The organism is Bacillus yapensis (genome assembly GCF_005280205.1).
GTDB classification, from domain to species: domain Bacteria; phylum Bacillota; class Bacilli; order Bacillales; family Cytobacillaceae; genus Robertmurraya; species Robertmurraya yapensis.
In genome coordinates this window covers 200,820-215,112 of record NZ_SUND01000002.1, presented here as the reverse complement: position 1 = coordinate 215,112, position 14,293 = coordinate 200,820, and the positions used below count along the sequence as shown (strand labels likewise).

Here is a 14,293-nt window from a genome sequence, read left to right as displayed (position 1 = left end):
TCCAAGCGATGTTTTTCTCGTTATTTCTTCACCCAATCAACAAACCGTTCGAAAACCCCATCAACAAAGGTTAATGTCGCCTCGTCAATTAGTTTTCCATCCTTAAACTTACTTGGTCCAAAATTGACAAGAACTTCATTTCCAGCAGCAGGCAGTACGTTCGCAGCAAGTCCAGGACTCGCTAAGACTTGGCGAAGATGCAATTGGGCACGTAAACTGCCGACCTGTCCACCAGAAACTCCTGCGATCATAACCGGTTTCCCTACTAATACTTTATCCACACGTGATAGCCAATCTAATGCATTTTTCAAGACACCAGGAATCGTCCAGTTATATTCTGGGGTTGCAATTAGAACTCCATCGCTATTCGCAATTTCTTTTTTAAACTGCTTCACGACGTCCCTTGGATTATTTTCATCATCTTGATTGTAAAAAGGAAGCTCTCCTATGTCAGCAATAGAAATCTCCACTTTTTCCCCATATCGTTCTTGTAACGTTTTCACTAGGCCTAAATTGAGCGATTCTTTTCTTGTACTTCCAACTAGTGCAACAAATTTCATTTAGTAGTACCACCTTTGCTAGACGGATAATATTTCTTCTATTTGATGAAGTGTTTCTTCACTTAATTTGACACCAGATGCTTTCACATTTTCTTCAAGTTGCTCTGGACGACTAGCTCCAACTAGTGCGCTCGCTACATTTAGCTGTCTTAAGATCCAAGCAATAGCAAGCTGTGATAAAGTTAAGCTTTCATTCTCAGCCACTATCTTCAGACTCTCTACTTTATCCAGATTTTGATCGTTCAATACACCAAATAGATTGCTATAGTTTTCTTGAGAAGCACGGCTACCCACTGGTTAAGCTTCTCCTTTTTTATATTTCCCTGTTAAAACACCTTGAGCTAACGGAGAGAACACGACTTGACCAATTCCATGTTTCTTAGATACAGGAATGATTTCTTTCTCAATGTTTCTGTGAAGCATGCTGTAGTTTGGCTGATTCACGACAATGCGGTCAAGCAACTTCTTATCCGCCAGATGAACCGCTTCTGAAATTTGCTCAGGCGTCCACTCACTAACACCTACATAAAGGACTTTCCCCTGTCTAACTAAATCATCCAATGCACGTAAAGTTTCTTCCAACGGAGTTTCATTGTGGAATCGATGACAATAATAAATATCAATATAATCTGTACCTATTCTTTTTAAACTTGCATGACATTGTTCGATAATATGCTTGCGCGAAAGTCCAGCGTCATTAGGGCCATCTCCCATTTTTCCGAAAACCTTGGTTGCCAGTACATAAGAACTTCTCTCATACTTGCTAAGAGCTTTTCCGACCACCTTCTCTGCCTCTCCACGCATATACACATTCGCCGTATCGAAAAAGTTAATCCCTAGCTCATATGCTTTATCAATAGAAGATGTAGCATTCTGCTCTTCAACATAGCCCCCATAGGTTAACCAGCTACCGAGACTGATTTCACTTACCTTTAAGCCTGTGTTTCCTAAACGCCGATATTCCATCAATAATCATCTCCTTAATTAGTTGAAAATATCTGATCAATTCTAGCAATCTCAGAATCTGTTAATTTAACTTCTCCAGCTTTATTATTGTTGATGATTTGCTCTGGTGTTTTTGCACCTGGAATCACCGCATCAATCGGCTCTCTCGTTAAGTACCAAGCAAGAACAATATGTCCTACCTCTGAATTCTTCTCACGGGCAATTTCATGTAAATGGTCAATTTTTTCTAAATTGCTAAAATAAACCTCTTCTTTAAATAACGGATGTTTCTTTTGACTTTCTGTTAACTGAGTTTCGCGTGTGTATTTTCCAGTTAAAAGCCCTTTTGCTAATGGGAAGTATGGAACATACGAAATCTTATTTTCAGAAACATATGGGAAAATTTCTTGTTCGGCTGTTCGATTGAACAAATTGTAATGAGATTGTAGCACTTCCACATATCCGTCTTGATTCGCTTCTTTTAATTGCTCTAATGAAAAATTAGAGACACCAATCGCTCTGATTTTCCCTTGTTCCTTTAATCTCTGCAAAGCTCCAACTGCTTCATATTTCGGAGTAGCCTCATCAGGAAAATGAACGTAAAACAAATCAATATAATCGGTTTGCATTCTCTTCAAAGCTTCTTCGACGCTTTGTGTTAGAAATTGAGGATCGTTATTGTGAACAACCTTTCCATCTACAAACTTATAGGATGCTTTTGAAGCAATGATAAAATCCTCGCGATTCCCATGCTCCTTCATCACTTCACCAATTAACTCTTCGGAGCGGCCAAGTCCATAGAAATAAGCTGTATCAATAAAGTTCATCCCATGTTCGACAGCAGTATGTATAATCTTTTTAGAAACTGCCTCATCAATATTTTCATAGATATTGTGTCCTCCAATGGCATTCGCCCCTAATCCAATTGGATTGACAGATAAATCCGTTTTTCCAATACGCGTTTTTGGCATAGTGTAAACAGCTCCCTTCGGTCATTGTCAATTTTAAATATAAACCTTTATTTTCAGATTTGCTAATCAAAAGATTTGATTTTTTAGATTGTTTCATCAATTTCAACAAAATGACAAATGATCCCCTTTTCATCAAAAATAAGATTTATGTCTCCAGTGTATAGATTCTAATTGACTATGTGGATGTAGTTCCGATTTTAATTTCTTATATTCATTTTCTAATTCTGTTAAAGATAATTCAAACAACTCCTTATCCTCACTACGAATGACAAAATGAGGATACAGCTTGCAGATTAATTCTTTACGTCTCTTTTCAACGGCTTGACGAAGAAGTTTTCCCATTACCAGCTCTCCTTTCCATTTTTTAAAACTAAATAAAAATGGCTCCTAAACCATTACGTTTCACAACGTAATCATTTAAGGAGCCATTGGTTGACCAAAAGGCAAATTTTATTAAACCGACTTACTTACTCGGTTTTCAATAATTTCCTAAAATATATAAGGTTTTCAACTAAAAGTCAACACTATTTAATGTAATGGAGTTGACCGTTCTGGTAGCCAGTCTTGAAGATAATCAGGTAGTTTACCATTGTTTGTTAAGGTAGCGTGCCCCCCTTGGAGCTCATGATAGGTTTTATCCTCACTCGAAACAAGGTCCATTATCTTCATCGTCGTAACTTTTGGAACAAGTCTGTCATAGGTCGAAGCAATGACGAGTAGATTTGCTTTAATGTTTGATAAGTCTGCCCTTTTACCATCTACAGTTAAAGCTCCTTCCACTATTTTGTTTCCTCTTAAGAAATCATTTAATAACTGATTTAATACCCCACCAGGCATCGGAATATGTTCTTTTGTCCATCGACGAAATGCTCGCCATTTTTCCACATATTGTTCATTATTCGCCTTATTCAATAAGGAGAGGTATGGACTTACATACATAGGTGAAGTTATTAGCCGTACGCCAGCCTCCATATGTCGACTTGGAATCAATCCCACTTGATTGATTAGACGTTCAAAGCTTAACTCTTCCACTCTTAGAGCTTGAATCCACTGGCTGAAAGTTGGCCAAACAAAAAAATCAATTGGCGCAACATCTAGAATCAGATTTTTAATTGGCTCTTTTGCCACGCTCGCATAGATAGCTGCCAATGTTCCCCCTAGACAAAAACCCATAACGGATAGTTCATCCACCCCGGAATGTCTCAACACTCTTCTCGCTCCATTTTGAATATATTTAACAATATAGTCTTCCATCGTTAAATCTTTATCCTCATAACCTGGTACCCCGAAATCAATTAGATACACATCAAATCCTTCGTCAACGAAAGCTTCAATAACGCTGCTTCCAGTAGACAAGTCGAGTATAGTAGCCTGATTGATCAAACTATAAATGAGATAAATTGGAGTGGCATACCTTTTATTTACAGCAGGATAGTACCAGAGGGTAGCCTTATTAAGTTTCCATATCGCCTCGCGTGGTGTCTCTGCACCCTTAGGTGGTTCTTCTCGCCAAACGTTTAAGAATCTTTCCCATCTTTGTTTTTCTTCTACCAGTCCCATTCATTCATCGCTCCTTAGGACCTAATAAGTCAATTAGACTCAATGGATTGTTCCGATCCAATAAGTCATTTGATGGCTGTAATATACTTTGGAATAGAAGTAATTTCCTCTTTCTTCTACGTGCGTTTGCATCAAGGTCTGATGGTGCTGGAGCCAAGTTTACTGTATCTGTTTGCGCTTCTTTAGATAGAGTGGGTTTAAGTGTAACTGATTGAACATCAGTGGAAGTTGCTGGTTTTAAGGTAACTGGCCCAACTTCTGCAGAAAGCCTTTCTCTTATAAATTGATCAAGGCTATTTAGCTGTTCTTCAATTGCATTAAGCTTCTCTTCATGTTGAATCGCAAGCTTCGCAATATTCGCTACATCGTTTTTCGTTGGAAGGTTTAATGGTCCAGAAATCATTTCAACAAGTTTATTCAAGTTTTCCAGCATTTCTGCATATACAAAAGAAAATTGGTTGAGAAACTCAATAACTTCTTTTCGATTCAAGCTATTTTGGATTTGTTCATTTAACTTCAATTCAGTTAAAAAGCCAAAATTTCGTAATCTCTCATAAAAACTTTGCCAATTGAATGTAGAAAGCACCTCCATTACTCGATTCAACAGCACTCTTAATTCTTCTGGAGGATCAAGTTTCAAAACGTTATCTAACATCTCTTTCATCTCTTTTTGCACACGTTGTTTGACCATGTTTCCTACAAATTCTGTTAACTCCTTGGAGAGGTCAAACTGTCTGAGTTTACCCAGTAAATCTGTTGGTTCGCTCGTTGCTCTGGACTCTACCAGTTTCTCGATATAGTCATTTAACTCAGACGGAAATCCGAGTTTTTTAAATGCATCGACAAGCTCTCGCAGCTCTTTTTCCATTTGTCTATTCTCCTTTCAGCCGTCATCCATTTATTAAGTAATGGTGTTTCCTCCTTAAAATCCCTCCCAAACAATCACATGTACCCAGAATGAATAATTTTTAAAAATAAACTTCACTATATAATAGACAAGCTACACAAAAAAGTGTCAAAAATAGTAGATTTGCCCCTGCCCGTTTATGGATAAAGCCTTATCGAACAAGCTACGCTTGAATATAATGGAATCTTGTAAATACTATTAATTTAAAGGATGAGTAGATGAATAAGGAACAAATTCAAGCAGCTTTTGATAGATGTGGCCTTGGGAAACTAGGAGAAGAATTATCCTTTAAACTATGGATTAAAGGATTTGGAGAAAATTGCGATGAGGACATGCTGGAAAACTTCTTAATTGCCTATGATTTTCGTGATGAAAGTTCATTGCTCGCTGATCATTTTCTGTATCATTTTCAAGTATTTAAAACTGTGTTGAAGAGTTGGAATGGGAATGTGCCGTTTGGGTTTTGGTAGGCTTTATTATTTAAAGTCTTTAGGATCAGAACAAAAGCGCAAGCGCCTTGCTCAGCCCCGACAAGCGCTGGAGGACCAGATGATGAAGTTTGTTCTTCAACTTCAACATCTGGTCTGAAGCGACCTCGAGGAGCTAGGCGCTGGAGCTAAACCTAGATACACTTTGTAACAAACTTATCCACAACAGCGAAATCTGTGATTTCCTAAACAATGAAAAGGACACACTTTTATTTTGAAGTGTGCCCTTTTCTATATATTAGTCAATAATCGTTACTTTCACTTGTTTGCGTCCAAATTGAACAGCATCTGCGTGATTTGGAACAAACACATCGATTTTGTTCCCTTTAATCGCACCGCCAGTATCAGCAGCTGTTGCATAGCCATATCCTTCAACATAAACTTTGGAGCCTAATGGAATCACAGTTGGATCAACCGAGATGACTTTAGCATCCGGATTTTCCTTTAAATTGATACCTGTGCTCGTAATTCCTGAACAGCCTTCACAACTTGCCGTATAGGCAGTGGCGTCTACTGTGATGACTCTCCCTGAAATTTTTTCTTCGACAGGAGCTGAGCTCGCTTGAGTATTGGTTTGAGTCTCAGTTTGTCCTGTTGTTTCTTTTACTGGTGCTGGTGTTTTTGTTCCAGTGCTGGTAGGTTGTGCTGTATTTGTTTTACCTAATTCGATAGTCAAATTTAGACCAGGATGGATTAAATCAGATGTGAGCTTATTCCATTCCATTAATTGGTCGACAGTTACTCCGTTGTCTCTAGCAATCTCCCAAAGGGTATCTCCCTTTTTAACAACAACCTTTTTCTCTGGAGTAACGACAAGAACATCATTAGGATGAATTAAATCGCTAGAAAGACTGTTCAATTTCTTAATAGAATCAACGGATACCCCGTATTCCTGTGAAAAGCCCCAAAGAGTATCTCCCTTATGTACGGTAACTTCTTGTGCCTGTGCAGTGGTTGCAACTGATGTAAAAATCGCTGTAGTTGCCACAAACGTTGCTAATTTTCGTTTCATATTCTCATTTGCCTCCCATGGCTTACTTTCATGTGGACTATCTTAACAAACTTGTCTTACAAAAAAAGAACAGGGAGATATAAAATCCTTTACGAGAATAACAATTTGATAACAATATTACAAAAGATGTGTAGAAACACCCATGTTAATGTTTATTAGTGCCAGTAATATTTAGAATTAGGTAGATTGTAGTTCAGAACTACGCGCCCTAACTAAAAAATCCTCCTCGCCATTTTGGAATCCCAAAATCGCAAGGAGGTTTAAGTTCTTATAGTTTATATAAAAGAATATCCATTCAGAGCAATTATATTGGCGGGACCGCCTGGGAATCGAACCCAGCTATCCTGGCACGCAGGACACAGATGGTTTTGAAGACCACGGAGGACACCAGTACCCCATTCAGCCCCGAAATGAACAATTATCATTATATCGAGAAACTATTGTTCTTACAACAAAATATGAGAGATTTAAAAGATTTCCCTTTTTCCTATTCACATTTTCGTAATATTTTTTACCGAATCCTACTATAGCATATCATAAATCATCAATCCCTTGTCTAAACGCAACTCAAACGTCTATAATAGAAATGGAAAATATCAGTTTTGTAGGTGATCGGATGCTTGAAGGTTGGTTTTTGTGGTTTATCTTAGTTTGGATCGTCATATTTGCTGGTTCGATGGCGATTGGTGGATTTTTCATGTTCAGAAAGTTCTTAAAGAGGATGCCTAAGGAAGATGGCAAATCGGATATGGATTGGGAAGAACATTATGTGAACAAGACGAGACATCTTTGGGGCCAACAGGAAAAGGATTTACTTGAAGACTTAGTTAGTCCTGTACCAGAGCTATTCCGAGATGTAGCAAGGCAAAAGATTGCTGGTAAAATTGGTGAGCTTGCCGTAAAAGAAAAGCTCGACAAAATAACTCAAGATATCGTCATTCGCGGCTACATACTTGCAACCCCGAAACGAGACCATAAATTTTTATTAAAAAAATTGAATGAGAAACAAATAGATGTAGTACCTTACCAGCATCTATTTTAAAAAGCCCGAATCAAAATGATTCAGGCTTTTTTCATTCACTATTTTCCTACTGTTTGTTGTTTTTTTCGTAAATGTCCTAAATCCGACATTTACACCGCCTATGAGGCGCTGCCACCTTCAGGTGGTTTAGTGCTACAAATTATTTTTGCTCGGCACTTTTCGCCAACTGTTACTGATTTTAAGAGAAAATATTACTATTTATTTAATTTCTTCTAAAAGCAACAAGCTTTGCGAAAAGAGCCTTTTCTTTACACTGTTTTTGTTGGTACATTTTCATACAACTGCTGCTGTATTTTCTTAAAATTAATAAACATCGCAATACGCCAAGGAACAATCATACCAAAGGCAAGGATCCAGAACATTCCACCGAGCTGTCCAACATCTATAGTCGAACTCAGAACAAGCTTAGCAATAATCCTGATAACAAGTAAGCTCACTAGAATATAAATAAACGCCTTTGATGGTTGTAAATAGACATCATTATCACGAATTTCAAATTTCGATGTTTTGATAAGTAAAGTAGAAAATAGCAATCCAACCGTTACCGCTTCAACAATCTCGATGGGAGTCACACGGAACACGGGAAAAATAAACATGAGAGCACCGGTGCTCATAAAAATAGGTGGAAGGATTATTTTCTTTGCAGATACTGGTTTTTTTGCTGATTTCATCCGAACAACCATTGCAATTATAGCCATGAATACGGCACCAATGGATGTAATGACGACATAGTTCATCGAAGTCATCCTCTTTTTAGTAAGATTCTCCCCTACATTATATACCAAACGCTACAGAATTGAGACAAGGATTTTCATAAAATCACTTTTAACGTAAAAAAGCCATTTAAGCAATCTACTTAAATGGCTTTTAGCTTTAGTTTAATACTCGATTTACAGCTTCAAGTACACGGCCTTCCTCAAATGGTTTAACGATGAAATCTTTTGCCCCTGCTTCAATAGATTCGACAACCATTTTTTGCTGTCCCATTGCAGAGCACATAATGATCTTTGCCTGAGGAAACTCTTTCTTAATCTCCTTCATTGCCTCAAGACCACTCATTTCAGGCATCGTAATATCCATTGTCACTAAATCAGGTGTTAATTTCCGATAAAGCGTAACTGCATCCATTCCCGTTTCGGCTTCTCCGACTATCTCATGGTTTGCCTTCAATAATATGTTAGATAATGTTAATCGCATGAATTTTGCATCGTCTACTATCAATATTCTCGCCATCGGTGTATACCCCCAGAACTAACAAAAAGATAACTAGTAAAATAGTACTATATTTATTCATTATAATGGTATTACTATTTAAATGTAAAGGAATATACATGTGGATTCAACGAATAGAATCCGACATTTTTCTTATTTTTGTCAAAATTTGTTACAAAAAATCGACATTTTAGATGCAAAAATTATACATCATTAGAAACCTTTAAAACCTCCGAAAAGTCCTGAAAAGAGGATTATGATTTTTGTCATCCAATCAAAGAAGAGTACAATCCCCATCACAATCATAATATAACCACCAATTTTCAAAATGAGAACATTGTTCTTGCGAATCCATTTCATTTTTCCAATAAAGAAAGATAGGACTAAGAAAGGAATTGCAAATCCTAATATATAGGCAATCATATAAACAAGTCCAGAGCCTGGGTTCGTCGCTGTTAACGCTATAACCGACATTAAGATCGGTCCTGTACAAGGAGTCCAACCGGCTGCAAAAGCAAGCCCAATCAACACTGAACCAAAATAACCGGAAGGTCTGTTCTTAAATTCAAATTTTCTATCCTTCATTAAAAATTCTGGACTTAATATCCCTACGATCATCAATCCAAAGAAAACGATAAAGATAGCCCCTAATTGACGGATCAAATCATTGTATTGGGCGAAAAACTCTCCGATAAACGAAGAACCGAATCCTAGAGCTAAAAATATAATCGAGAATCCTAATAGGAAAAAGAGCGTATGTAAGAGACTTCTTTTCTGTAGCATTGCATTCTCGTTTTTTAATTCTCCCACCGACATCCCTGTTATATAAGATAGGAATGCAGGATACAGAGGCAAGCAACAAGGTGAAATAAAACTTAAGAACCCTGCCCCAAGCGCGAGAAATACGTTCACATCTGCCATGTTAACAACTCCTGCTATACTTTTTTATGCATTCATTTTAACAGAGATTTCCTCGAAATGATATTGATGAGTATGTGAACAAATTGTGTCCAAGACACAACACTCTTAACCTACAACATCTTCAAACTTGATTGTAGAGCCATTTTGCAATAGATACATCTTGTGATATAAACCACTTTGAGCAAGAAGTTCTTGATGTGTTCCTCTTTCAACAATCTCCCCATGGTGCAACACAAGAATTAAGTCAGCATCTTGAATAGTAGAGAGCCTGTGAGCAATAGCAATCGTCGTTCTTCCCTCTCGCATTTTTGCCAAAGCTGTTTGGATGGCCTCTTCTGTTTCCGTATCAATATTAGCTGTTGCTTCATCTAGCACAAGAATTTTAGGATTAGCAGCAATCGTTCGAGCAAAGGCTAGGAGCTGACGTTGACCACTAGAGAAAGTCGCTCCCCGTTCCACAACCTGATGCATATACTGATCTTCTAGTTTCTCAATAAACAAATGTGCTTGCACAAATTGTGCCGCTTCCTCTATTTCTTGATCACTCATGTCCTTATTATGAAGGCGAATATTGTCTTTTATTGTTCCGAAGAACAAGAACGGATCCTGTAGAACAAGCCCAATTTTTTCTCGTAATTCATGTTCAGCATACTCTTTAATCGATTTACCATCGACTAAAATTTGACCTCGATTGAATTCGTAAAAACGCATCATTAAATTGATAATCGAGCTTTTTCCACTCCCTGTATGACCAACCAGAGCGACTGTTTCTCCCGGACGAGCAGTAAAAGAAATATTCTTTAAGACATCCCTTTTTCCATCATAGGAAAAGCTCACATTTCGAAATTCAATTTCACCGTCTTGAATTTGCCCTGCAGCACCCTCTTGTTCCGGAGCAAGCTCCGTTTCATCGAGAAGCTTGAATACACGTGTCGCTGCGACTATTGCTTGTTGATACAAGGAAAGTCGTTGCATAAAATTGTTCACAGGCTCAAAGAAGCGATCTAAATAGTTAATAAAGGCGTAGAGCACTCCTATTTCAACCGGACTATTAAAGGAAGTGACACCAAAAAAGCTAAGTACAAGAATTAAAGCAGCAATATAGACTAAATCAATTGCTGGTCTAAGCAATAATCCATCCACTTTAATATTTCGCATCCCTGCCTGAAAATGTTTATTGTTGATGTCTTCGAATTCTTCTCTTAGTCTTTTTTCCTGACGAAAAACTTGAATGATCCCCATCCCTTGAAGTGACTCACTTAGCTTTGCATTAAGCTGGCTTAAACGTTCTCTTAGGTCATGATAGAACTTCGAGCTAAGACGGCGGTACGTACGAATAATCATGTATAATACCGGTAAAATGAATAGACAAAACAGAGCAAGCTTAACATTTAATATGAACATCGCGACAAGAATACCACCCATGAGGAATCCGCTCTGAATGAAGGTCACAAGGACTGTCACAAACATTTCCTTTATTGCTTCTGTATCATTTGTGACCCTTGATACAATACTTCCTGCAGGTGTTTTGTCAAAATACTTTAGTCCAAGAGCTTGAACCTTCGTAAAAACATCCACTCTCATTGCTTGGATAATTTTTAAAGCAATTTCTTGAAATTTCAATAGTTGTATATAGGACACTACAACATTCATAATATGAATGCCTAAGTACGCAGCTCCTAGTACAAATAGAGCGTCGAAGACAAGATATCCAGGAGTCAAATAATCATCAATGAATATCTTTACTAAAATTGGTCCTAAAATATCGCCAATGGTGGCAATTAGCAACAACACAAAAGCAATGATAATCGTTTTTAAATGTGGCTTCGTATAGGTAAGGAGGCGCATCAAGACCTTATGCTGATCATTGTTATTACTTGGATTCATTTTCTTCATAGTCTTATCCTCCTTGCTCCACAAGTTCTTCTAACTGCTGCCGTAAATACATTTCTTTATACCATCCATCTTGTTCCATTAAATGCTCATGAGTCCCTCTTTCAACAATTGCCCCTTCATCCAACACAAGAATCAAATTAGCGTGCTGAATGGCACTTAATCGATGGGCTGTAATAATCGTTGTTTTACCGTCACGCTCCTCCTTCAGAGCTGTAAGAATAGACTCTTCGGTTTTCGCGTCTACGGCAGATAAGGAATCGTCTAATATTAAAACTTCAGGGTCCATTAATAAGGCACGCGCGATTGAGATTCGTTGCTTTTGTCCACCAGATAATGATACGCCTCTTTCCCCCACTACCGTTTCATAACCGTCGGTAAACTCGAGAATATCCTCATGGATGGAGGCAATCGATGCTGCCTGATGAACCTTTTCTACGTTAATGGTCGGCATGGCAAAAGCGATGTTTTCTTTTATCGTGGCTGAAAAAAGGAAGTGGTCTTGTGGCACATAGCCGATTGCTTCCCTTAGCCTTTTGATTCGGTAGTCATCAATTTTCTTCCCACCAAAAACGATCATACCCTTTTCAGCATCAAATTCACGAATCAATAATTTTAATAGAGATGTCTTCCCTGCCCCCGTTTTTCCGACAATTCCTAATGTTTCTCCTTGCCTTAAATGAAACTGAATATTTCGGAGAATGGATTCTTTTTCCCCCGGATATGTAAACTCTTCAATCTTGAATTCAATATCTCCGCTTGGAACAAATTCTAACGCATGTTCTCGATCGATTATTTCAGTTCTTTCAGCTAATAATTGTGAGACACGATCATACGATGCACGACCTCTTTCGACAATATTAAAGAGCCACCCGAAAGCAAGCATTGGCCAAATCAAATAGCCTAAATAAGAAGTGAACGAAATTAATTCTCCGATTGTAATTTCTCCCATAAGTACATATCTAGCACCAAAAGTAATAGATAAGAAAAAAGAGATTCCAACGATGAGCGATATGGTAGGGTCAAACAAGGAATCAACTTTAGCTACAGAGACGTTTTTCTGCACAACATCATCCGATAGCTGGCGGAAGTCCTCGATATCCTCTTTCTCCTGTCCAAATGTTTTAATGACTTTAATCCCACTAATACTTTCCTGTGTCTTATCATTTAAAGAAGAGAAAGCCTCTTGTGCTTTATGGAAGCGTTGATGAAGTAACGTCCCATACCAGCTTGTTAAAATGGCCATTAAGGGCATGGGAAGCAAGCATATTAATGTCAACTTCCAGCTTATCGTTGCGGCCATTGCGATGATGACAAACCCTCCTGTTGCGAGTGAATCGACAAGCGTCAACACACCAGAGCCTGCAGTTTGTTGAATGGCTGAAAGGTCATTAGTGGCATGAGCCATTAAGTCTCCGATCCGCTTTCGTTGATAAAAGGATTGTGACATATTCGTGAAATGCTCATATAGTTGATTACGAAGCTGTCTTGCTAATTTAACTGACGATCCAAAAATCATGATTCGCCAATAATAACGCAGAACATACATAAGTAATCCTGCCCCAACCAGTACAGCAATCCATTTCAATAAATCAGCCACCTGAAAACTATCTCTGTTAATTTCATCTACAACAATTCCAATAACTCTCGGTGGAATTAGCTGTAACAAAGCGACAAACAATAAGATTAATGTTCCAGATATATATGCTTTTCTTTCCTGCTTAAAAAACCACGATAATTGCAAAAACACTTTCATATTGGGTCCTCCCATTGACGTTATAACCAAAATAGTTTACCAAATATTTTCAAAATAAGAAAGGTTTTCATTCTTCTAAATTTATATAGACTAAAAAAAAATAACCACCCTATCACTGTTGGATAAGGTGGTTATTGATTATGCTTTATTTACCTTGCTGCTTGTTCATTGCAGACATCATTTGATTGATTTTCTTTTGGGATGGTTTCATACCCATTTGCATCATCATCATTTTTAGCATTTGTTCATTAATTGGTGGGTTCTTCTTTAGATAAGTCATCATATATTTACGAGCGATGAAAAACCCTAGTGCTACACCAACTAGCAAAGCGATTACACCTACTAGAATATAAGGCCACATATAAAATTTCCTCCTTCATGTTGTCTATCATACAGTGTACTAGACCAAAGGTTATTATACAATATTTGCACCAAATTTTCCTTCCTTTTCACCGCTCTTTTCACAAATTTCATGAGAAAAAGTATTCTTTAGACAAATTTCCGCTCTTTTATCGGTTTTAACCAGCCATAATGATTGTTTTTCAAGTCGATGGCAAGGATCGATCGCTCATTTTTTCTAAGCACCTCAAAGAAACTAGTTTCTGCTTCGTAGTTCCCTTGTGATTCAAGTAAGAAATACCGATCGAAGATTTCCAATCTGGCTGAGCTTCCTCTTCCTTGGTCTAGTATGTATAAGCCCTGCTCCATAGAAAATCCATTGTGATTTTGTAGCTGCTGTTGAATGGATTGATGGAAACGGATGCTAGGAATTGATTTAGTTATGTATTGGATTTGTTTCCTTATTATTGATTGAAGTTCCCCATGGGCTTCTTCATATTCTTTAAACAAGCGAAAAAACATGTGTTCTCTTCCGAAATAGTGGGAGGCAAATTCATCATCGATAATATATAGTTGATAGGTTCTCAAACCTATACCCCTCCTTTATTCACTCCTTTTTTTCTATTATATAGGAAAATTCTGAAAATGTTTGTCTTAAATAGTTAAAAACTTTCACATATTTTGTCG

Annotated in this window: 15 protein-coding genes, 1 tRNA gene and 1 pseudogene; 2 read left to right on the top strand and 15 right to left on the bottom strand. The window is 37.6% G+C overall.

The window, feature by feature from the left end; all coding sequences use genetic code 11:
• Positions 1-20 precede the first annotated feature (20 nt).
• The 6 genes and pseudogenes from FAR12_RS03400 to FAR12_RS03375 form a co-directional block, all read right to left on the bottom strand.
• The gene (locus tag FAR12_RS03400; protein ID WP_126406232.1) at positions 21-560 is read right to left on the bottom strand and encodes an NADPH-dependent FMN reductase; all 540 of its coding nucleotides are present in this window, start codon (positions 558-560) and stop codon (positions 21-23) included.
• Positions 561-578: 18 nt separating this feature from the next.
• Positions 579-1,526 (bottom strand): annotated as a pseudogene (locus tag FAR12_RS03395) (aldo/keto reductase family protein).
• A gap of 14 nt (positions 1,527-1,540) precedes the next feature.
• The gene (locus tag FAR12_RS03390; protein ID WP_126406229.1) at positions 1,541-2,476 is read right to left on the bottom strand and encodes an aldo/keto reductase; all 936 of its coding nucleotides are present in this window, start codon (positions 2,474-2,476) and stop codon (positions 1,541-1,543) included.
• 132 nt (positions 2,477-2,608) lie between these two features.
• Positions 2,609-2,818 carry a Fur-regulated basic protein FbpA gene (fbpA, locus tag FAR12_RS03385; RefSeq protein ID WP_126406226.1) on the bottom strand — a complete coding sequence of 70 codons (210 nt, stop codon included), beginning with the start codon at positions 2,816-2,818 and terminating at the stop codon, positions 2,609-2,611.
• Between the two features lie 186 nt (positions 2,819-3,004).
• Complete coding sequence (locus FAR12_RS03380; protein WP_126406223.1) at positions 3,005-4,036, bottom strand: alpha/beta fold hydrolase; 1,032 nt, start codon at positions 4,034-4,036, stop codon at positions 3,005-3,007.
• Between the two features lie 4 nt (positions 4,037-4,040).
• Positions 4,041-4,904, bottom strand: coding sequence for a hypothetical protein (locus FAR12_RS03375; protein WP_126406220.1), 864 nt, complete (start codon positions 4,902-4,904; stop codon positions 4,041-4,043).
• A gap of 257 nt (positions 4,905-5,161) precedes the next feature.
• Here FAR12_RS03375 and FAR12_RS03370 point away from each other — a divergent pair, with 257 nt between their 5' ends.
• Positions 5,162-5,413: a hypothetical protein gene (locus FAR12_RS03370; protein ID WP_126406217.1), complete on the top strand. Its 252-nt coding sequence runs from the start codon at positions 5,162-5,164 to the stop codon at positions 5,411-5,413.
• A 256-nt stretch (positions 5,414-5,669) separates the two neighbouring features.
• On the opposite strand, the gene FAR12_RS03365 is transcribed toward FAR12_RS03370, so the two are convergent.
• Entirely contained in the window at positions 5,670-6,443 is a 774-nt protein-coding gene (locus tag FAR12_RS03365; RefSeq protein WP_126406214.1) for a LysM peptidoglycan-binding and 3D domain-containing protein, read from the bottom strand.
• A gap of 310 nt (positions 6,444-6,753) precedes the next feature.
• Positions 6,754-6,850: transfer RNA gene (locus FAR12_RS23235), tRNA-Sec, on the bottom strand.
• A 209-nt stretch (positions 6,851-7,059) separates the two neighbouring features.
• Between FAR12_RS23235 and FAR12_RS03360 the strand changes: the two genes are divergently transcribed.
• Complete coding sequence (locus FAR12_RS03360) at positions 7,060-7,485, top strand: DUF2621 domain-containing protein (protein WP_126406211.1); 426 nt, start codon at positions 7,060-7,062, stop codon at positions 7,483-7,485.
• A gap of 248 nt (positions 7,486-7,733) precedes the next feature.
• On the opposite strand, the gene FAR12_RS03355 is transcribed toward FAR12_RS03360, so the two are convergent.
• The 7 genes from FAR12_RS03355 to sirA form a co-directional block, all read right to left on the bottom strand.
• Positions 7,734-8,222, bottom strand: coding sequence for a CcdC family protein (locus tag FAR12_RS03355; RefSeq protein WP_126406209.1), 489 nt, complete (start codon positions 8,220-8,222; stop codon positions 7,734-7,736).
• A gap of 136 nt (positions 8,223-8,358) precedes the next feature.
• Positions 8,359-8,718 (bottom strand): response regulator, encoded by a 360-nt coding sequence (locus tag FAR12_RS03350; protein ID WP_126406206.1) that lies wholly within the window; start codon positions 8,716-8,718, stop codon positions 8,359-8,361.
• Positions 8,719-8,910: 192 nt separating this feature from the next.
• The gene (locus FAR12_RS03345; RefSeq protein ID WP_126406203.1) at positions 8,911-9,618 is read right to left on the bottom strand and encodes a cytochrome c biogenesis CcdA family protein; all 708 of its coding nucleotides are present in this window, start codon (positions 9,616-9,618) and stop codon (positions 8,911-8,913) included.
• 105 nt (positions 9,619-9,723) lie between these two features.
• The gene (locus FAR12_RS03340; protein WP_126406200.1) at positions 9,724-11,514 is read right to left on the bottom strand and encodes an ABC transporter ATP-binding protein; all 1,791 of its coding nucleotides are present in this window, start codon (positions 11,512-11,514) and stop codon (positions 9,724-9,726) included.
• Between the two features lie 4 nt (positions 11,515-11,518).
• Positions 11,519-13,267 (bottom strand): ABC transporter transmembrane domain-containing protein, encoded by a 1,749-nt coding sequence (locus tag FAR12_RS03335; RefSeq protein ID WP_126406197.1) that lies wholly within the window; start codon positions 13,265-13,267, stop codon positions 11,519-11,521.
• Between the two features lie 145 nt (positions 13,268-13,412).
• Positions 13,413-13,628 carry a YneF family protein gene (locus FAR12_RS03330; protein ID WP_126406195.1) on the bottom strand — a complete coding sequence of 72 codons (216 nt, stop codon included), beginning with the start codon at positions 13,626-13,628 and terminating at the stop codon, positions 13,413-13,415.
• 128 nt (positions 13,629-13,756) lie between these two features.
• Positions 13,757-14,194: a sporulation inhibitor of replication protein SirA gene (sirA, locus tag FAR12_RS03325; protein WP_126406193.1), complete on the bottom strand. Its 438-nt coding sequence runs from the start codon at positions 14,192-14,194 to the stop codon at positions 13,757-13,759.
• Positions 14,195-14,293 lie beyond the last annotated feature (99 nt).